An 18,776-nucleotide genomic window follows, 5' to 3' on the forward strand; every position below is an offset into this window, starting at 1 on the left:
CCGCAGTTTTCGCGCACGCACATTAACTTCCAGCGCGTCCCCACCGTTGATACTTCTAACCCGTTCGCCGCGCGCGAAATCCCGTCGCTGGACGAGAGCTTCGTGGTGATCCACTTTCGCGGGCTGGAGAATATCGACTTCCCCTATCTGCTGGCGATGCTGCAGGGCTCATTTATTTCGCATATCAATACGCTGGTGGTGCCGGGCGGCAAGATGGGGCTGGCGATGGAGCTGATTATGGCGCCGCTGGTGCAGCGGCTGATGGAAGGCAAACAGATCGCCTGACCCGGTCTGGCGCGGTCGCGGGTAGCAAGGCCCGATCGCAAAGACGCAAAAACGGCATCCCTGCCAGCTCGGCCCGCGCGATTACGCACCTCATCCCTGAGGTGCGCCCGTTGCCGGGCCAACGCGTTGCGCTGTTCAAAAACGCTCCCGGCGCTTTTGTCCATGGCGCGGGACGCTTTGCTCTTCGGGCATTGACACCCGCTCCTTACGTACAGTGCGCTTTTTTACAGCGCGACCACTTCATAGCTATGGGTAATCTCAACGCCCTTGCCCAGCATCAGCGCCACCGAACAGTACTTCTCCGCCGAGAGATCCACCGCGCGCGCTACGGCTTTGTCGCTCAGCGCCTTGCCGGTCACCACGAAATGCAGATTGATATGGGTAAACAGGCGCGGCGCCTCTTCGCGACGCTCCGAGGTCAGTTTCACCTCGCAGTCCACCACCTCGTTGCGGCCCTTCTGCAATATGGAAACCACATCGATGGCACTACAGCCGCCCGTCGCCATCAGCACCATCTCCATCGGACTGGGCGCTTTATCGCCGGAGTTGCCGTCCATCAGGATCTGATGTCCCGACGCCGACTCGCCGAGAAAGGTTAATCCTTCGACCCACTTCACTCTAGCCTGCATGTTTCCACCTCAAGAATAGCCCGTTTGCCGCCAGAGTACGCGTTCACCCGGCAAACAGCAATCCAGAGTAATCCCCCCTTTGCTGAAGCGAGACAACAGAAGACAGTCGGCAAAAGCTGTGCTACAAACAGTGCTGAAAATAGTTCGTTCTGTTAGGGACGAAGACGGGACACATCAAGCGCCTGGCGCAAAATAAGGCCCGAATAATCTCCTTTAGGGGAAACGCTTGAAGCTTTCATCGCCTGGCAGGGACTAATCCCCCCGCGTTTTGGGCACGATTACAACAGAGGATAATAGCGAATGGTTCTCGGCAAACCGCAAACAGACCCTACACTCGAATGGTTCCTGTCCCATTGCCATATTCACAAATATCCATCCAAAAGTACGCTGATTCATCAGGGTGAGAAGGCTGAAACCCTCTACTACATCGTGAAAGGTTCCGTTGCGGTGCTGATCAAAGATGAAGAGGGCAAAGAGATGATCCTCTCTTACCTGAATCAGGGTGATTTTATCGGCGAGCTTGGCCTGTTCGAAGAAGGTCAGGAGCGCAGCGCCTGGGTACGTGCGAAAACCGCGTGCGAAGTAGCGGAAATTTCCTACAAGAAATTCCGTCAGCTTATCCAGGTGAATCCGGATATTTTAATGCGTCTCTCTTCGCAGATGGCGCGCCGTCTGCAGGTTACATCGGAAAAAGTAGGCAATTTAGCTTTCCTCGACGTGACCGGACGTATTGCACAAACCCTGCTTAACCTGGCGAAGCAGCCAGACGCCATGACGCATCCCGACGGCATGCAAATCAAAATTACTCGTCAGGAAATTGGCCAAATCGTTGGTTGCTCGCGCGAAACCGTGGGCCGCATTTTGAAAATGTTGGAAGACCAGAATCTGATTTCCGCACACGGCAAAACCATTGTCGTTTACGGCACCCGCTGATTTCCTCTCACTCACGGCGTGATGTCACCGTCACGCCGTTACCGCTTTTAGTGAAGTGATGTGGCGCCGAATCATCTATCACCCCGAAGTTAACTATGCCCTGCGGCAGACGCTGGTGCTCTGCATTCCGGTGGCGCTCGGCTGGCTGTTCGGCGATCTGCAAAAAGGCCTGCTCTTCTCTCTGGTTCCCGCCTGCTGCAACGTCGCGGGTCTGGATACGCCCCATAAGCGCTTCTTCAAACGTCTGCTCGTCGGCGGCTCGCTGTTCGCGCTCGGCAGCTTTTTGATCCAGCTGTTAACCCTGAAAGGGGTGCCGCTGCCTGCCGTGCTCTTTGCCCTGCCGCTGCTGCTGGGCGTCACCGGCGAAATCAGCCCGCTGCACGGCCGCCTGCTCTCCGGCACGCTGGTGGCGGCGATCTTTACCCTGAGCCTGATCGGCCGCATGCCGATCTATGTGCCGCCGCTGCTCTATATCGGCGGCACGCTCTGGTATGGGTTCTTCAACTGGTTCTGGTTCTGGCTGTGGAAAGAGCAGCCGATGCGCGAAACCCTGAGCCTGATCTACCGCGAACTGGCGGACTACTGCGACGCGAAATATACCCTGCTGACCCAGCTTACCGACCCGGAAAAAGCGCTGCCGCCGCTGCTGGCGCGCCAGCAAAAAGCGGTCGATCTGATCAACACCTGCTATCAGCAGATGCATATGCTCTCCGCCAGCCGCGACAACAGCCACAAGCGGCTGACGCGCGCGTTTCAGGTGGCGCTCGACCTGCAGGAGCATATCTCCGTCAGCCTGCATCAGCCGGAAGAAGTGCAGAAGCTGGTGGAGCGCAGCCATGCGGAAGCGGTGATCCGCTGGAACGCCAAAATCATCTCGGCGCGGCTGCGCGCGCTGGCCGACGCCATCCTCTACCATCAGTTGCCGAGTCGTTTCGATATGGAGAAGCCGCTCGGCGCGCTGGAGAAGATCGCCCGTCAGCATCCCGATAATCCGGTGGGCCACTTCTGTTACTACCACTTCAGCCGCATCGCGCGCGTGCTGCGCACGCAAAAACCGCTCTACCAGCGCGACCTGATGACCGATCGCCAGCGCCGTCTGCCGCTGTTGCCCGCGCTGCGCAGCTACCTGTCGCTAAAATCCGCCGCGCTGCGCACCGCGGCGCGCTTCGCCGTGATGCTGATGTTCGGCAGCGCGCTGGCGATGCTGTTCGATATTCCCAAGCCTTACTGGATCCTGATGACCATTATGTTCGTCAGTCAGAACGGCTACAGCGCCACGCGAGTGCGCATCCAGCACCGGGCGCTGGGCACCTTTGCCGGCCTGGTGATCGCCGCCGCCTCGCTGCGTTTCGCGGTGCCGGAATCGCTGGTGCTGCTGTTTATGCTGGTAGTGACGCTGGTGAGCTATCTGGTGACGCGTAAATATTACGGCTGGTCGATGATCGGCTTTACCGTAACGGCGGTCTACTCGCTGCAGCTGCTGTCGCTGAACGGGGCGCAGTTTTTACTGCCGCGCCTGATGGACACGTTAATGGGCTGCCTGATCGCCTTCGGCGGCATGCTGTGGCTGTGGCCGCAGTGGCAGAGCGGGCTGCTGCGTCAAAACGCCCACGACGCGCTGGAAACCTATCAGGATGCGCTGCGGCTGCTGCTGGGGCCGGAGCAGGAGGCGAAGAAGCTGGCCTGGCAGCGCATGCAGGTCAATCAGGCGCACAACGCGCTCTTCAACTCGCTCAATCAGGCGATGCAGGAGCCGGGCTTCAACGCCCAGTACCTGAAGGATATGCGCCTGTGGGTGACGCACAGCCAGTTTATCGTCGAGCATATCAACGCCATGACCATCCTCGCCCGCGAGCACACCATGCTGACGCCCGACCTGGCGCAGCGCTATCTGCAGTCGTGCGAAGTTGCGCTGCAGCGCTGCCAGCAGCGGCTGGAGTATGACGGACCGGGATCGCAGACTAACGTGATGGCGGGCGTAGAGAACCTGGATGAAGGGCCGACGACGATTCTGGAGCAGCATGTGAAGCGTATTCTGGAGCATCTCAACGTGATGCATACCATCTCGTCGCTGGCGTGGACCCAGCGGCCGCACCATGGCCGCTGGCTAATCAGGCATTTGCGGAAAGGATAGTCAGGCGGTCAGCGCGCGTTCTACCGCACGGGCGAAACGCGCCATGCCCTCTTCGATATCGGTGGGCTCGATCACCAGCGACGGCGCAAAACGGATCACGTCCGTGCCGGCCACCAGCACCATCAGCCCTTCCGCCGCTGCGGCGTTAAGGATGTCGCGCGCCTTACCGGCGTACTGCGGCTTCAGCGCCGCGCCGATCAGCAGCCCTTTGCCGCGGATCTCCGAGAAGAGATCCCGCTTCGCATCGAGCGCCTTCAACGCCGCGACGAACTGCTCGCGACGCGCCTGAACGCCTTCCAGCACCTCCGGCGTATTAATCACGTCCAGCGCGGCTTCCGCGACCGCGCAGGCGAGCGGATTGCCGCCGTAGGTCGTGCCGTGTACGCCCGGCGACATGGCTGAGGCGATCTCGTGAGTCGTCAGCATGGCGCTGACCGGAAAGCCGCCGCCCAGCGCTTTGGCGGTGGTGAGAATATCCGGCGTCACGCCGTAATGCTCATAGGCGAACAGCTTGCCGCTGCGTCCCATGCCGCTCTGCACCTCGTCCAGCACCAGTAGCGCCTGATGCTTATCGCACAGCGCGCGCAGCCCCTGCATAAACTCTGGCGTAGCGGGCATCACGCCGCCCTCGCCCTGAATCGGCTCGACCACGATGGCGCAGGTATGGTCGTCGATAACCGCTTTTACCGCTTCGAGATCGTTAAAGGGAACGTGCACGATATCCGCCGGTTTCGGCCCGAAGCCGTCGGAATATTTCGGCTGGCCGCCGACGGAAACGGTAAAGAGCGTGCGGCCGTGAAACGCGTTGTGGAAGGCGATGATTTTGCTTTTGAACGGGCTGTGACGGTGGCAGGCGTAGTAGCGCGCCAGCTTGAAGGCGGCCTCGTTCGCTTCCGCGCCGGAGTTGGCGAAGAAGACGCGATCGGCGAAGGTGGCGTCGATAAGCTTGCTGGCAAGGCGCAGCGCTGGCTCGTTGGTAAAGACGTTGCTCAGATGCCACAGGGTTTCGCCCTGAGTTTTTAGCGCCTCGACCAGCGCCGGATGACAGTGGCCCAGCGCCGTGACGGCGATGCCGCCGGAAAAGTCGATATACTCTTTGCCCTGCTGATCCCAGACGCGGCTGCCCTTGCCTTTGACCGGCACGAACTGCGCGGGTGCATAAACAGGCAAAATAACGTTATCGAACGTTTCCCGCGTTACCGCAATTTTCTCCGCTGCCATCGACGACCACCTTTGATTATTTATTGAGCCAAATTGAAATAATAGTCACAAAATATGCATAATAAATCAACCGAAGGCAAACATAACTTCAGGATTCAAGAAAATTACGCAGCAGCTGATGCCCCTGCTCGCTCAGAATGCTCTCCGGATGAAACTGCACCCCTTCCAGCGCCATTTCCCGATGGCGAAAACCCATGATCTCATCCGGTTCGCCCTCTCTCAGGCTCCAGGCGGTGATCTCGAACGCGTCGGGCAGCGAGTCCCACGCGACGATCAGAGAGTGGTAGCGCGTAACGGTCAGGGGATGATTGAGGTTGCGGAACACGCCGCGCTGGTTGTGGACGATAGTGGAGGTTTTGCCGTGCATCGCCTGGCGGGCGCGCACTATTTTCGCGCCGTAAGCCTGGGCGATTGCCTGATGGCCCAGGCAGACGCCGAGCACCGGAATGCGCCCGGAAAAGTGGCGGATCGCCGCCATCGAAATGCCTGACTCGTCGGGCGTACAGGGCCCTGGCGAAATCACCAGATGCGACAGCGGCAGCGCCGCCATCTCTTCCAGCGTGATGGCGTCGTTGCGCACTACGCGTACCTGCGCGCCAAGCTCGCAGAAGTACTGATAAAGATTCCAGGTAAAGGAATCATAGTTGTCGATTAGCAGCAGCATAGTCGGTCCTGACTGAGAAAACCGCCGCTATTCTACGCGTTTTACAGGCTGGCGCGACTCACGACGCGGGCAAAAACCGCCTCCAGCGGCGCCAGGTCGCCGTCCGCGCCCGCCTGACTGGCCTCGTGCCACTGCGCGGGCTCGATCTTCTGCCAGTCGAGAAAATAGCCGGCGTGCAGCGCCAGCTGTTCGAAGAAGATGCGCTGGGCGCGCCCGTTGCCTTCGCGGAACGGATGCAGCATCGCTATTTCGCAGTAGTAGTGCGCGATGCGCGCCGCGAAATCCGCCTCTTCCAGATTGCGCAGTCCCTCTTCCTCTTCCAGCGCGTCCATCAGCGTATTGCCCTCTTTTTCGATGTATTCGAAGTGGCAAAACGGCGTGTCGTCGCGCCAGATATCGATGGTGCGCAGCTCGCCCGCCCAGGCGTAAACATCCTGGAACAGCGTGCGGTGAATATGGCGCAGAAAAGGCAGGCCAATGGTGGCCGGCCCCAGCTCCAGGGTGGCGAGTCGCGCGGCGCTAAACGCCAGCTCCGCCTTGCGCAGCTGAGCGGCGTCGTGGATATCCAGACGGTTTTTCAGCACATCGTCGTTCTGCCACAGATAGGGATCGCGGGCAACGCTGCTATTCGGCACCATACTGCCTCCTCAGCGAATCGAGTCGCGCTTCGGCCGCGTCAGCCTGTTCGTAAGCGCTGGCAGGCTCCGCCAGGGTTAAGCCGTCCAGCCGACAGCTGGCCTGATAGCTGGCGACGCGTCGCTGCTGCCAGAGCGTATTTTTCTGTTTCTCGGTGAGTTTGTTTGCCATGCCGCCTCCTGCTCAGGGTTGTCCACACTCTCGAAGCTGAGTATAGGAGCAAATTTTCCCTTTGCCGGAGACGGACAAGGCGAGGCCGCCAGAGGATAGCGGCGCTGAAAGTCAGGGCAGGACTTTGGCGGAAAGGATAACTACCGGTTTTACCGGCACATTTTGATAAGGGCCGACATCCTTGGTTGGGACCTGGGCAATTTTATCCGCCACGTCCATTCCTTTCACAATTTTACCAAATACCGCGTATCCGAAGTCGCGCTGGCCGTGGTCAAGGAAGGCGTTATCGGCGACATTCAGAAAGAACTGGCTGGTGGCGCTGTCTTTATCGGCGGTGCGCGCCATAGAAATGGTGCCGCGCAGGTTGCGCAGGCCATTGTCCGCTTCGTTCTTGATCGGCGCGTTGGTCTGTTTCTGCTGCATGTCAGCGGTAAAGCCGCCGCCCTGCACCATAAAGCCCGGGATCACGCGATGAAAAATCGTGTTGTTGTAAAAACCGCTGTTAACGTAGTCAACGAAGTTTTTCACCGAAACCGGCGCTTTTTGATTGTTCAGTTCGAGTTCGATATTACCGGCGGACGTGGTGAACAGGACGTGCGTATCGCCTTTGGCAGCCAGCGCCGAGGCGGAAACGGAGGAGAGCGCAAACAGGGCGATCGCCGCTGTAAGAGTACGTTTAAGCATGAATAAGTCCTTACCTTGGAGAGCAGCTTTTAACGACATTGATTGTAAAGAGCATAAAATACAAGAGCCAGCGTTTTACCGTTATTTACGCACGGGTTGCTCAAGCCAGAAGAACCGCCCGCGCAAACGTTTTCGTGACATAAATCACATTATCAATGAAATATGAAAACTGATTTTCAGTCTTTATTTATTAAGATCACAGTTCCGTTTACACTTTCTGACAGTTTTACGCCGCCCTCTCTGTTTTCCACAGGTTCAAAACATGACAAATCGTAATCGTATCGGGCTTACCTGGATAAGCTTTTTCTCGTACGCGTTGACCGGCGCGCTGGTGATCGTCACCGGCATGGTCATGGGCGACATCGCGAAGGATTTCCAGCTGCCGATTGAAAGCATGGGAAATACCTTTACCTTCCTGAACGCCGGCATTCTGGTCTCGGTGTTCCTGAACGCCTGGCTGATGGTTATCGTGCCGCTGAAGCGCCAGCTGATTTTCGGCTTTATTCTGATGGTACTGGCGGTGCTGGGCCTGATGACCAGCCGCGATCTCTCCGTTTTCTCGCTCTGCATGTTTGTGCTGGGCGTCGTCAGCGGCATCACCATGTCGATCGGCACCTTCCTGATCACCCATCTGTATGAAGGCCGTCAGCGCGGATCGCGCCTGCTGTTCACTGACTCCTTCTTCAGCATGGCCGGTACGCTGTTTCCTGTGCTGGCCGGTATCCTGCTGGCGCGCGCGCTGCCGTGGTACTGGGTCTATGTCTGCATCGGGATTATCTACGTCGCCATTTTCGTTCTGACGCTGTGCGTCGAGTTTCCGGTGCTGCGCAAGCCGGAAAACAGCCCGACGCTGGAGAAAGAGAAATGGGGCGTCGGCGTGCTGTTTCTCGCCGTGGCCGCGCTCTGCTACATCCTCGGCCAGCTCGGCTTTATCTCCTGGGTGCCGGAGTACGCCACCAAAACCATGGGCATGGATATCGCCAGCGCGGGCCAGCTGGTCGGCAACTTCTGGACCGCCTATATGGTCGGCATGTGGGTCTTTAGCTTCCTGCTGCGCTTCTTCGATCTGCAACGCATTCTGATGGTGCTGGCCGGTCTGGCGACGCTGCTGATGTACTGGTTCGTCAGCACCACAGACGCCAGCATGCTGCGCTGGGTGATCATGATTCTGGGCTTCAGCTCCAGCGCCATCTACACCACCATCATTACGCTCGGCTCGCTGCAGACCAAAGTCTCCTCGCCGAAGCTGGTGAACTTTATTCTCACCTGCGGCACGGTCGGCACCATGCTGACCTTCGTGGTGACCAGCCCAATCGTGAAGCAAGGCGGCGTCCATGCCGCGCTGCTGACGGCGAACGGCCTCTACGCCGTGGTGTTCGTGATGTGCGTGCTGCTGGGCTTTGTCACCCGACACCGCCAGCACGGCCACGTGATGCACTAACGGCAGCGCTGCGAAGCCAGGGGCCAGTGACTTCAGGGTAACTGGCCTTTTTTTGCTCGTCGGCCCTGCTCTACGCCGCTGGCGTCCTGGCGGCAAACTCCTGTTTGGCTTTCTCCAGCTGCGCCTGAAATGCCGGGCTGGCATGCAGCGTTGCCACCACGGCCGATCCCACGACGCGAGCAGCATCCACATCGCTCTGCCAGTGATAGCCGCAGATCACACGGCTCTGTCCAAGCTGGTAGCCGCGTTCCAGAATCGCATCCTGATCGGCGGGATTAATTTCTGCCAGCACGAGCGCCGTTGCCCAGCCGATGGCGGTATGGCCAGATGGATAGGAACCGTTAGTCGACAATTTTTTCTGATCTTTGGTATTACAAGTTTCCGTGCCGTAGAAAGCAAAAGGCCGGATACGCATGTAGTGCTGTTTGGCTGAGCGGGTAGCGAGATCGCCGGCATCTTCAATCATGTTGGTCAGCAGCTTATAGAGTTCCGGCGCTTCTTTGGCAGTAATCGGGGCGCCAAAGGCCTTTGAAAAAGCTGTGGCTACGCCGCCAGCCGCCAGATCCGCATCCAGCTGCGCCTGTTTACCTCGCGCGGTGTTGCGCTGCATGCGTCCTTTCTCATACATTGCCTGGTCATTTAAAAACAGGATAGAGCCTGTTTCCGGAGGAGGGGGGAGCAGCCTCAGACTATCAATCGCCTGCTCGTTTTTCAGGTAATACAAATCGGGTTTGGTTGTCGCATCATCGCCTGGGGGAACCGCCGCCGCAGCGTAGAAAGTAAACAGAGAAAACAGACATCCTGCTATGCACTTTTGCTTCATGTTATTTCCTTATCAGTCAAAACGTTCTGGTAGCAAATCCGTTTGTAGCTTACAAAAGTGCAGAGCCTGTTTCTGTTAAGTCGTTTGAATTTTCAGGCAATTCAGAAAAATTAACAAAAAATTGCTCAGAATCAGACACATAACTCAAAATAGGTATACAGAAAGGCGCTTGATATATATCAATATGAGCTAAAAACGGCGCGCTATTGTAGCCTCAATTCCCGCAATTTTGAGGCAAGCATGAGCAAGCACAATGTCGTCGTTATCGGTAACGGCATGGTTGGGCATCGCTTTATTGAGGAGCTGATCGACAAAGCCGAACCCGGCCAGTTTGCATTAACCGTCTTCTGTGAAGAGCCCCGCGTCGCCTATGACCGCGTTCACCTTTCCGCCTACTTCTCTCACCATACCGCCGAAGAACTCTCTCTGGTTCGCGAAGGCTACTATGAAAAACATCAGGTCAATCTGCTGCTGGGCGAGCGCGCCATTACCATCAACCGCGAAGAGAAGCTGATCCACTCTAATACCGGCCGCGCGGTGCGTTACGACACGCTGATTTTCGCCACGGGCTCTTACCCCTGGATCCCGCCGATCAAAGGCGCGGAAGGCGCCGACTGCTTCGTCTATCGCACCATCGAAGATCTCAACGCCATTGAAGCCTGCGCGCGCCGCAGCAAACGCGGCGCGGTAATCGGCGGCGGCCTGCTCGGCCTGGAAGCCGCTGGCGCGCTGAAAAACCTGGGCGTGGAAACCCACGTGATCGAGTTCGCGCCGGTGCTGATGGCGGAGCAGCTCGACGTCCAGGGCGGCGAGCAGCTGCGTCGTAAAATCGAAGAGATGGGCGTGCAGGTGCACACCAGCAAAAATACCCGTCAGATCGTGCACCACGCCGCAGGCGGCAAAACGCTGGAGTTCGCCGACGGCAGCGCGCTCGACGTGGACTTTATCGTCTTCTCCACCGGCATTCGTCCGCAGGACAAGCTGGCGAAGCAGTGCGGTCTGGCGCTCGGTCAGCGTGGCGGCATCGCCGTGGACGACCGCTGCCGCACCAGCGATCCGGCGATCTACGCCATCGGCGAGTGCGCCGCCTGGCAGGACCGCGTCTTCGGCCTGGTGGCGCCGGGCTATAAGATGGCGCAGGTGGCGAGCGACGCCCTAACCGGCCGCGACAGCGCCTTTCAGGGCGCCGACATGAGCGCCAAACTCAAGCTGCTCGGCGTGGACGTCGGCGGCATCGGCGACGCGCGCGGCCGTACGCCGGGCGCGCGCAGCTACGTCTGGCTCGATGAAAGCCGTTCGGTTTACAAACGCCTGATCGTCAGCGAAGATGGCAAAACCCTGCTCGGCGCGGTGCTGGTAGGCGATACCAGCGACTACGGCAATCTGCTGCAGCTGGTGCTCAACGCCATTCCGCTGCCTGAAAATCCAGAAGCGCTGATCCTGCCCGCCGGCAGCGGCGAAAAACCGGTAATGGGGGTCGATTCGCTGCCGGATAGCGCGCAGATCTGCTCCTGCTTCGACGTCAGTAAAGGCGACATCATCAAAGCGGTTCAGGGCGGCTGCCATACCGTCGCCGCGCTGAAGAGCGAAACCCGCGCCGGCACCGGCTGCGGCGGCTGCATTCCGCTGGTGACCCAGGTGCTCAACGCCGAGCTGAGCCGTCAGGGCATCGAGGTCAACAATCATCTCTGCGCTCACTTCCCCTACTCGCGCCAGGAGCTCTATCACCTGATCCGCGTCGAGGAGATTAAAACCTTCGACGCGCTGCTGGCGAAATACGGTACCGGCTACGGCTGCGAGGTCTGCAAACCCACGGTGGCGTCGCTGCTGGCGTCGTGCTGGAACGACTTTGTGCTGGCGCCGCAGCATACGCCGCTGCAGGACAGCAACGATCTCTTCCTCGGCAATATCCAGAAAGACGGCACCTACTCCGTAATCCCGCGCTCGCCCGGCGGCGAAATCACGCCGCAGGGTCTGAAGGTGATTGGCGAGGTCGCCGAACGCTACAATCTCTACACCAAAATCACCGGCTCCCAGCGCATCGGCCTGTTCGGCGCGCAGAAAGACGATCTGCCCGCTATCTGGTCGCAGCTGATCGCCGCGGGCTTTGAAACCGGCCAGGCTTACGCCAAAGCGCTGCGCATGGCGAAAACCTGCGTCGGCAGCGCCTGGTGTCGCTACGGCGTCGGCGACAGCCTCGGCTTCGGCATCGCGCTGGAGAATCGCTACAAAGGTATCCGCACGCCGCATAAAATGAAGTTCGGCGTCTCGGGCTGCACGCGCGAATGCGCCGAGGCGCAGGGCAAAGACGTCGGCATTATCGCCACGGAAAAAGGCTGGAACCTCTATGTCTGCGGCAACGGCGGCATGAAGCCGCGCCACGCCGATCTGCTGGCGGCCGACCTCGATAGCGATACGCTGATCGCCTACCTTGACCGCTTTATGATGTTCTATATCCGCACCGCCGATCGGCTGCAGCGCACCTCGCTGTGGCTGGAGAGTCTGGAAGGCGGCATCGACTACCTGCGCAGCGTGATCGTCGACGACAAGCTGGGCATCAACAGCAAGCTGGAGGCGGAGCTGAGCGAGCTGCGCGCCCGCGTGCGCTGCGAGTGGAAAGAGACGGTGGACGATCCCGCGCAGCATGCGCGCTTCGCCCACTTTATCAACGCGCCGCTGCGCGATCCCAACGTGCAGATGGTGGCCGAACGCGGTCAGCATCGCCCCGCCCGGCCGGAAGAGCGCATCGCCGTAACCCTGATCGAGGAGAGCGAAGTATGAGCCAGTGGACGCCCGTCTGCGATTTGCAGCAAATCCTGCCCGCTACCGGCGTATGCGCGCTGGTGAATGACCAGCAGATCGCCATTTTTCGGCCGCGCGACGATAGCGAGCTATTTGCCATTAGCAATATCGATCCTTTCGCCCAGGCCAGCGTGCTGTCGCGCGGCATTATCGCCGAGCATGAAGGCTGCCTCTGGGTGGCCAGTCCGCTCAAGAAACAGCGTTTTCGCCTCAGCGACGGCTGCTGTATGGAGGATGCGTCGCGCTCTGTCGCCGCTTATCCCGTTCGCGTCAACGCGGGCAAGGTCGAGGTTTGCGCCTGATATCCTCCTCGCCCTGATGCTATGCTACGCCGCCGACGCCCCGCGCGTCGGCGGCCTGCCCACTCTTCTCGCTTTCAGGATGCGCTATGGACTACTTTCCCCTTTTTTGTCGCCTGCAGGGCAAGCGCTGTTTGCTGGTGGGCGGCGGCGACGTCGCCGAGCGCAAAGCGCGGCTGCTGCTGGCCGCCGGCGCCGATCTGCATGTCGGCGCGCCGCACTTTTCCCCTGCGTTTCAGCAGTGGGCTGACTGCGGCAGGCTGGCGCTGATTTCGGGCGCGTTCGACGACGCCTGGCTGGACGCGTGCTGGCTGGTGGTCGCCGCTACCGATGACGACGCGGTAAATCAGCAGGTGGCGCAGGCCGCCGAAGCGCGCCGCATCTTCTGTAATCTGGTGGACGCGCCGGAGCAGGCCAGCGCCATTATGCCGTCGATTATCGATCGTTCGCCGCTGATGGTGGCAGTCTCTTCCGGCGGCCGCGCGCCGGTGCTGGCCCGTTTGCTGCGTGAAAAAATCGAGGCGATGCTGCCGCAGCATCTTGGCCAGCTGGCATCGCTGGCGGGCACCTTGCGCGCGCGCGTTAAACAGCGTTTCGCCTCAATGGCGCAGCGACGCTTTTTCTGGGAGCGTTTTTTCACCAGCGACAGGCTGGCGCAGACGCTGGCCAACGGCGACGGCACGCGCGCCGCGCATCTGGTCGACGGGCTGTTCAGCGAGGCGTTGCCCGCTCAGGGCGAGGTGACGCTGGTAGGTGCCGGGCCGGGTGACGCCGGCCTGCTGACGCTGAAAGGGCTGCAGCAGATCCAGCAGGCGGACGTCATCGTCTATGACCGGCTGGTCTCCGAGGAGATCCTTAACCTGGTGCGCCGTGACGCGGAGCGCATTTTCGTCGGCAAGCGCGCCGGACACCACTGCGTGCCGCAGGAGCAGATTAATCAACTGCTGCTGGAGCAGGCGCAGCGCGGCAGGCGCGTCGTGCGGCTAAAAGGCGGCGATCCCTTTATTTTCGGCCGCGGCGGCGAGGAGCTGGAGGCGCTGGCAGAGCATCATATTCCGTTCAGCGTGGTGCCCGGCGTTACGGCGGCGTCGGGCTGCTCGGCCTATAGCGGCATTCCGCTGACGCATCGCGATCATGCCCAGAGCGTGCGGCTGGTGACCGGCCATCTGCAGCAGAAGAATACATTGGAGTGGGAGAAGCTGGCCGCCGAACAGCAAACGCTGGTGTTCTATATGGGGCTGTCGCAGGCGCCGCATATCCAACAGCAGTTGATGCGTCACGGTATGCGCGGGGATATGCCGGTGGCGCTGATTGAGAACGGCACCAGCACGCAGCAGCGCGTGGTGACGGGCACGCTGGATCGGCTCAGCGAGCTGGCGCAGCAGGTAGAGAGCCCGTCGCTGATTATTATCGGCAGCGTGGTGTCGCTGCGCGAGCGGCTGCGCTGGTTTTAGGCCGGCCGCGAAAACGAGCTTAAAAACGTCTGCGTTGACTGAAATAAGGCGCCAGCTCGTCCTGCGCCATTGCTGGCGCAGGACGATTTGCTCTTCGACCTATCCCACCCGCTTGCCCGCTTTACTGCGGCGTGAAAAGCGGGATAGCGTCCGCGTTTTACTTTTTAATCGGATTATGGCGCGGCAACAAAGCCGATCGCTTCATAGACCTTCTTCAGCGTCTCCTGCGCGCGCTCACGCGCTTTCTGCGCGCCGTCGCGCATCACCTGCTCGAGGAAAGCTTCGTCGTTGCGGTAGCGGTTGTAGCGCTCCTGCAGCTCGCTGAGCATGCCGGATACCGCATCCGCCACCGCGCCTTTCAGGTGGCCATACATCTTGCCTTCGAATTCCGCTTCCAGCTCGGCGATGGTTTTGCCGGTAACGCCGGAAAGAATGTCCAGCAGGTTCGAGACGCCCGCTTTCTCTTTGACGTCGTAGCGCACTACCGGCGGCTCTTCGGAGTCGGTCACGGCGCGTTTGATCTTCTTCACCACCGACTTCGGATCTTCCAGCAGGCCGATAACGTTATTGCGGTTATCGTCCGATTTGGACATCTTGCGCGTCGGCTCCAGCAGCGACATTACGCGCGCGCCAGATTTCGGGATAAACGGCTCAGGCACGCGGAAAATATCGCCGTAGAGCGCGTTAAAGCGCTGCGCGATATCGCGGCTCAGCTCAAGGTGCTGCTTCTGATCTTCGCCTACCGGCACCTGATTGGTCTGGTAGAGCAGAATATCTGCCGCCATCAGCACCGGATAATCGAACAGGCCCGCGTTGATGTTCTCTTCATAGCGCGCCGACTTATCTTTGAACTGCGTCATGCGGCTCAGTTCGCCGAAGTAGGCATAACAGTTCAGCACCCAGCTCAGCTGCGCGTGTTCCGGCACGTGCGACTGCACGAAGATGGTGCTCTTGCTGGGATCGATGCCGCAGGCGAGATAGAGCGCCAGCGTATCCAGCGTCGCCTTGCGCAGCGCCGCCGGATCCTGACGAACGGTGATAGCGTGCAGATCGACGATGCAGTAAATGCAGTGGAAATCGTCCTGCATCTGCACCCACTGACGCAGCGCACCCATATAGTTGCCAATGGTAAGTTCGCCGGACGGCTGTGCGCCGCTGAAAACAATGGGTTTGCTCATACTTGTGTCCTGATTAGTGCAGCCCGAGAAGGGGCAAAAGTTCATCAAAAGAGTCGAGGGTCAGGTCAGGCTTGCTGTCAGCGATCGGCTCGCCGTAGTTGTAGCCATAGGTCATGGCGACGTTCGGCACGCCAGCGGCCTGCGCCGCCTGAATATCGTTGCGTGAATCGCCGACGAACAGCAGCTGATTCGGCAGCACGCCGAAGCGGCCCAGCACCAGAAAAATCGCGGCCGGATGCGGTTTTTTTACGATAACGTCATCGCCGCCGATGATCAGCGTAAACGCCTCGGCAATGCCAAGGGAGTCCAGCAGCGGCGCGACGAACGGCGTCGGCTTATTGGTGACGATCGCCAGCGGCAGCCCTGTGGCATGCAGCGCCAGCAGCGTCTCTTTTACCCGCGGAAAAAGCGTGCTGCCCGCGTCTACCGTCGCGGCGTAATGTTTGTCGAACAGGGCGCGCGCGTCGCGCTGTTCGTCGGGCTGCGGCTCCCGGCCCAGCGCCCAGGTCAGCGCGCGCGACATCATCACGTCCGCGCCGTTGCCGATCCAGGTCGAGGCGCGCTCAACGCCCGCCGGCGGAAGCTGCAGATCCGCCAGCGCCAGGTCGATCGCCTGCGACAGACCGGGTGCGCTGTGCACCAGCGTTCCGTCGAGGTCGAACGCCAGCGCGCGAATATCAGTGAAATGAGCCATTAACCTTCTCCAGTTCGTGACGCATTTCATCAATCACTTTCTTGTAGTCGGGATGGCCGAAAATCGCCGAACCGGCGACGAACATATCGGCACCGGCGGCGGCGATCTGCGCGATATTGTCGATTTTGACGCCGCCATCCACTTCCAGGCGAATGTTGTAGCCGCCCTGATCGATGCGCCTGCGCGCTTCGCGCAGCTTATCCAGCGTGCCGGGAATAAAGGACTGGCCGCCGAAGCCCGGATTGACCGACATGATCAGGATCACGTCGAGCTTATCCATCACATAATCGAGATAGCTCAGCGGCGTCGCGGGGTTGAATACCAGGCCCGCTTTGCAGCCGTGCTCTTTGATCAGCTGCAGCGTACGGTCGACGTGCTCGCTCGCTTCGGGATGAAAAGTGATATAGCTGGCGCCTGCTTTGGCGAAGTCCGGGATCAGCGCATCGACCGGCTTAACCATCAGATGCACGTCAATCGGCGCGGTAATGCCGTAGTCGCGCAGCGCTTTTAGCACCATCGGCCCCATTGTCAGGTTGGGAACGTAGTGATTGTCCATCACGTCGAAATGCACCACGTCGCCGCCGGCGGCTAACGCTTTTGCGGTATCTTCACCCAGGCGGGCAAAGTCCGCCGACAGGATTGAAGGGGCCAGCAAATATTGTTTCATCCGATTCTCCCAATGTTGTGCGCCAGCCTTGCGGCTGACGTAATGCCTGGTCGCGGACGAAACAGACTAGCAATAAAGTGCCAGCAGTTCGTCAACCTGTGTGCGACCCGTTATGCTTCGGCTGATAGAACGCCGCGCTTTCACCACATGTAATACTGCATCCTGATACCAGAGACGCGTCAGAGCGGTATCGTGATTAGAGATCAGAACCGGTATGCGGCTCTCGAGCGCCAGCCGCGACGCCAGCTCCGCCAGATGCTGCTGCTCGCGCATGCTAAAGCTGTTGGTGTGGTAGGCCGTAAAATTGGCCGTCGCCGACAGCGGCGCGTAGGGCGGATCGCAATAGACCACTGAACCCGCCTGCGCATTGGTCAGGGTAACATCGTACGATTCGCAGACAAAGGTCGCCTTTTGCGCGCGCTCGGCGAACCACAGGAGTTCCGCTTCGGGAAAGTAGGGTTTGCGATAGCGGCCGAAGGGCACGTTGAACTCGCCGCGCAGATTATAGCGGCACAAGCCGTTGTAGCCGTGGCGGTTAAGATAGAGAAACAGCAGCGCGCGCTCGTAGGCGTCGCGGCTGGCGTTAAAGGCGGTGCGGCGCTGGTAGTAGCACTCCGACGTATTGCCTTCCGGCGAGAAAAGTCGCCGCGCATCCTCGATAAATGCCGCGCTGCGGTGCTTAACGATATTGTAGAGATTGATCAGGTCGCTGTTGATATCCGCCAGATGGTAGCGCTCATAGTCGGTGTTGAGAAACACCGAACCCGCGCCGACAAAAGGCTCAATCAGGCAGTCGCCTTGCGGCAGATGGCGACGGATATCCTCCATCAGGGGATATTTGCCTCCTGCCCATTTCAGGAAAGCGCGATTTTTCTTCATGCTGTCGTGGTTATACATCTTATTGTGGAGCTGTGGCGGACCGACAGCAGAACGGCGCTTATCAACGGGGCCGGCTTAACCGGCCCCACATAGTTTACTGGCTGGCTTCTTTCTTAACCTGACTTACGGGCTTCACCCAGGGATTCTGCGCGCGAACTTCCGCAGGCAGCGAGGCGACGGCGCGCCGGGCATCCGCCGAGGTGGCGTAAGAGCCGCTCACCAGCACGTACCACGGCTGGCCGTTGCGGGTGGTTTTATAGACATGATAGCCGCTGAGATTCTGTTTTTTCGCCCAGGCGTTCAGGCTCTCGGCGCGCGAAGCGCCGCTCAGCTGCAGCGTGTAGTTGCCGCCGGGCACCGATTTCGCTGCCGCGCCGTTGCTGGCCGCGCTGCTGGCTGCCGTGCTGCCGCCTGCCGCGCCGTTAAGAGCAGGACGCGCCGGCGTGGTATGGGTGCGGCTTTCGCTGGCCGCCGGACGGCTGGCGGTCGAAGATTTATGTGCCGGTTCGCGTGACGCATGCGTCTGCGTAGCGGGACGCTGCGTGGTCGGACGCGTCGCCGCAGGCGCGCTAATGGTGCCGTTGCCGGCGCTACCGCTGACGGTTGCCGGCGCGGTCGGCAGCGAACTGCTGCCCAGTGCGGCGCTATCGACCTGCTGCTGATTGCTCAGCGCGCTATTGAGATCGCCTGGCAGGGTAACGCGCTGCTGGCTGGCTGGCGCTTCTACCGGCGCCGCCTGGGTCGGCGTAGAGGAGACCGGCGGCATAGAGACGTCGCGCGACGTCGTGCCGTCAGCCGGCGTGCTATTCGCGGCCGCGCCTTCCGTCGGCGATGTCTGGCCGCCGCTCATCGGCGTCGAGCCGGAAAGATCGATGCTCTTTTCGCCGCCGCTGCCGGATGCCGGCGCGTTAGCCGCGTCTTTGCCTGCCGCCGGTTTGCTCTCGTCCGGGCCTTTCAGCGCCGATCCAATGCCGAGCACCAACAGCAGCAGCACCAGAATGCCGATACCCATCATCATATGCTGGCGCGAAACCGGCACTTTAGGGGCGGAAGCCGTCTTACGCGGGCGCGAGGGACGGCGGTCGCTGGCGTCAGGTTTTAACTCGTCTTCCGGTTTAAACTCATCCATTTTGCCTCCTCCGTAAAGCGGCATTCGGCCATGCGCACCCCGCGCGCCGCGTC

At 60.0% G+C, this 18,776-nt stretch carries 18 protein-coding genes and 1 pseudogene; 7 read left to right on the forward strand and 12 right to left on the reverse strand.

Annotated features, from left to right (window positions below; genetic code table 11):
• Positions 1 to 285 (forward strand): annotated as a pseudogene (locus HA46_RS15115) (phosphoribulokinase); the annotation flags it as partial.
• Positions 286 to 509: 224 nt separating this feature from the next.
• Here the strand turns inward: HA46_RS15115 and HA46_RS15120 are convergent.
• A complete protein-coding gene (locus HA46_RS15120; protein WP_033792571.1) occupies positions 510 to 914 on the reverse strand; it encodes an OsmC family protein in 405 nt (134 codons plus the stop codon).
• 300 nt (positions 915 to 1,214) lie between these two features.
• Between HA46_RS15120 and crp the strand changes: the two genes are divergently transcribed.
• Positions 1,215 to 1,847: a cAMP-activated global transcriptional regulator CRP gene (gene crp / locus HA46_RS15125; protein ID WP_000242758.1), complete on the forward strand. Its 633-nt coding sequence runs from the start codon at positions 1,215 to 1,217 to the stop codon at positions 1,845 to 1,847.
• Between the two features lie 58 nt (positions 1,848 to 1,905).
• Positions 1,906 to 3,981, forward strand: coding sequence for a YccS/YhfK family putative transporter (locus HA46_RS15130; protein ID WP_084885206.1), 2,076 nt, complete (start codon positions 1,906 to 1,908; stop codon positions 3,979 to 3,981).
• On the opposite strand, the gene argD is transcribed toward HA46_RS15130, so the two are convergent.
• The 5 genes from argD to ppiA form a co-directional block, all read right to left on the reverse strand.
• Positions 3,982 to 5,202, reverse strand: coding sequence for a bifunctional acetylornithine/succinyldiaminopimelate transaminase (gene argD, locus HA46_RS15135; RefSeq protein ID WP_033792573.1), 1,221 nt, complete (start codon positions 5,200 to 5,202; stop codon positions 3,982 to 3,984). It lies immediately after the preceding gene.
• Between the two features lie 88 nt (positions 5,203 to 5,290).
• Positions 5,291 to 5,866, reverse strand: coding sequence for an aminodeoxychorismate synthase component II (locus HA46_RS15140; RefSeq protein ID WP_033792574.1), 576 nt, complete (start codon positions 5,864 to 5,866; stop codon positions 5,291 to 5,293).
• Positions 5,867 to 5,907: 41 nt separating this feature from the next.
• Positions 5,908 to 6,504 carry a putative adenosine monophosphate-protein transferase Fic gene (locus tag HA46_RS15145; RefSeq protein ID WP_033792576.1) on the reverse strand — a complete coding sequence of 199 codons (597 nt, stop codon included), beginning with the start codon at positions 6,502 to 6,504 and terminating at the stop codon, positions 5,908 to 5,910.
• Complete coding sequence (locus tag HA46_RS15150) at positions 6,491 to 6,673, reverse strand: YhfG family protein (RefSeq protein WP_033753059.1); 183 nt, start codon at positions 6,671 to 6,673, stop codon at positions 6,491 to 6,493. The genes HA46_RS15145 and HA46_RS15150 overlap by 14 nt, the downstream gene beginning before the upstream one ends.
• 111 nt (positions 6,674 to 6,784) lie before the next feature.
• Positions 6,785 to 7,357, reverse strand: coding sequence for a peptidylprolyl isomerase A (gene ppiA, locus HA46_RS15155; protein WP_033792577.1), 573 nt, complete (start codon positions 7,355 to 7,357; stop codon positions 6,785 to 6,787).
• Between the two features lie 262 nt (positions 7,358 to 7,619).
• On the opposite strand from ppiA, the gene tsgA reads away from it, so the two are divergent.
• Positions 7,620 to 8,798, forward strand: coding sequence for an MFS transporter TsgA (tsgA, locus tag HA46_RS15160; protein WP_033792579.1), 1,179 nt, complete (start codon positions 7,620 to 7,622; stop codon positions 8,796 to 8,798).
• Between the two features lie 70 nt (positions 8,799 to 8,868).
• Here tsgA and phoC read toward each other — a convergent pair whose 3' ends face one another.
• Positions 8,869 to 9,621 (reverse strand): acid phosphatase PhoC, encoded by a 753-nt coding sequence (gene phoC, locus HA46_RS15165; RefSeq protein ID WP_084885208.1) that lies wholly within the window; start codon positions 9,619 to 9,621, stop codon positions 8,869 to 8,871.
• A 240-nt stretch (positions 9,622 to 9,861) separates the two neighbouring features.
• On the opposite strand from phoC, the gene nirB reads away from it, so the two are divergent.
• The 3 genes from nirB to cysG all read left to right on the forward strand — a co-directional run bounded on the left by nirB (position 9,862) and on the right by cysG (position 14,176).
• Positions 9,862 to 12,402, forward strand: a complete 2,541-nt coding sequence (gene nirB / locus HA46_RS15170) for a nitrite reductase large subunit NirB (RefSeq protein ID WP_084885210.1) — start codon at positions 9,862 to 9,864, stop codon at positions 12,400 to 12,402.
• A complete protein-coding gene (gene nirD, locus HA46_RS15175) occupies positions 12,399 to 12,725 on the forward strand; it encodes a nitrite reductase small subunit NirD (RefSeq protein WP_033792581.1) in 327 nt (108 codons plus the stop codon). The genes nirB and nirD overlap by 4 nt, the downstream gene beginning before the upstream one ends.
• Before the next feature lie 86 nt (positions 12,726 to 12,811).
• The gene (gene cysG, locus HA46_RS15180; protein ID WP_084885212.1) at positions 12,812 to 14,176 is read left to right on the forward strand and encodes a siroheme synthase CysG; all 1,365 of its coding nucleotides are present in this window, start codon (positions 12,812 to 12,814) and stop codon (positions 14,174 to 14,176) included.
• Positions 14,177 to 14,349: 173 nt separating this feature from the next.
• Here cysG and trpS read toward each other — a convergent pair whose 3' ends face one another.
• From trpS to HA46_RS15205, 5 genes are all read right to left on the reverse strand, one after another.
• Complete coding sequence (gene trpS / locus HA46_RS15185) at positions 14,350 to 15,354, reverse strand: tryptophan--tRNA ligase (protein ID WP_033792583.1); 1,005 nt, start codon at positions 15,352 to 15,354, stop codon at positions 14,350 to 14,352.
• 13 nt (positions 15,355 to 15,367) lie between these two features.
• The gene (locus HA46_RS15190) at positions 15,368 to 16,048 is read right to left on the reverse strand and encodes a phosphoglycolate phosphatase (RefSeq protein WP_084885214.1); all 681 of its coding nucleotides are present in this window, start codon (positions 16,046 to 16,048) and stop codon (positions 15,368 to 15,370) included.
• The gene (rpe, locus tag HA46_RS15195) at positions 16,032 to 16,715 is read right to left on the reverse strand and encodes a ribulose-phosphate 3-epimerase (protein WP_033792586.1); all 684 of its coding nucleotides are present in this window, start codon (positions 16,713 to 16,715) and stop codon (positions 16,032 to 16,034) included. The genes HA46_RS15190 and rpe overlap by 17 nt, the downstream gene beginning before the upstream one ends.
• Positions 16,716 to 16,781: 66 nt before the next feature.
• On the reverse strand, positions 16,782 to 17,594 hold the full coding sequence (dam, locus tag HA46_RS15200) for an adenine-specific DNA-methyltransferase (protein ID WP_033792616.1): 813 nt from the start codon (positions 17,592 to 17,594) through the stop codon (positions 16,782 to 16,784).
• Between the two features lie 94 nt (positions 17,595 to 17,688).
• Complete coding sequence (locus tag HA46_RS15205) at positions 17,689 to 18,723, reverse strand: SPOR domain-containing protein (RefSeq protein WP_084885216.1); 1,035 nt, start codon at positions 18,721 to 18,723, stop codon at positions 17,689 to 17,691.
• Positions 18,724 to 18,776 lie beyond the last annotated feature (53 nt).

The organism is Pantoea septica, assembly GCF_002095575.1.
GTDB classification, from domain to species: Bacteria; Pseudomonadota; Gammaproteobacteria; order Enterobacterales; family Enterobacteriaceae; genus Pantoea; species Pantoea septica.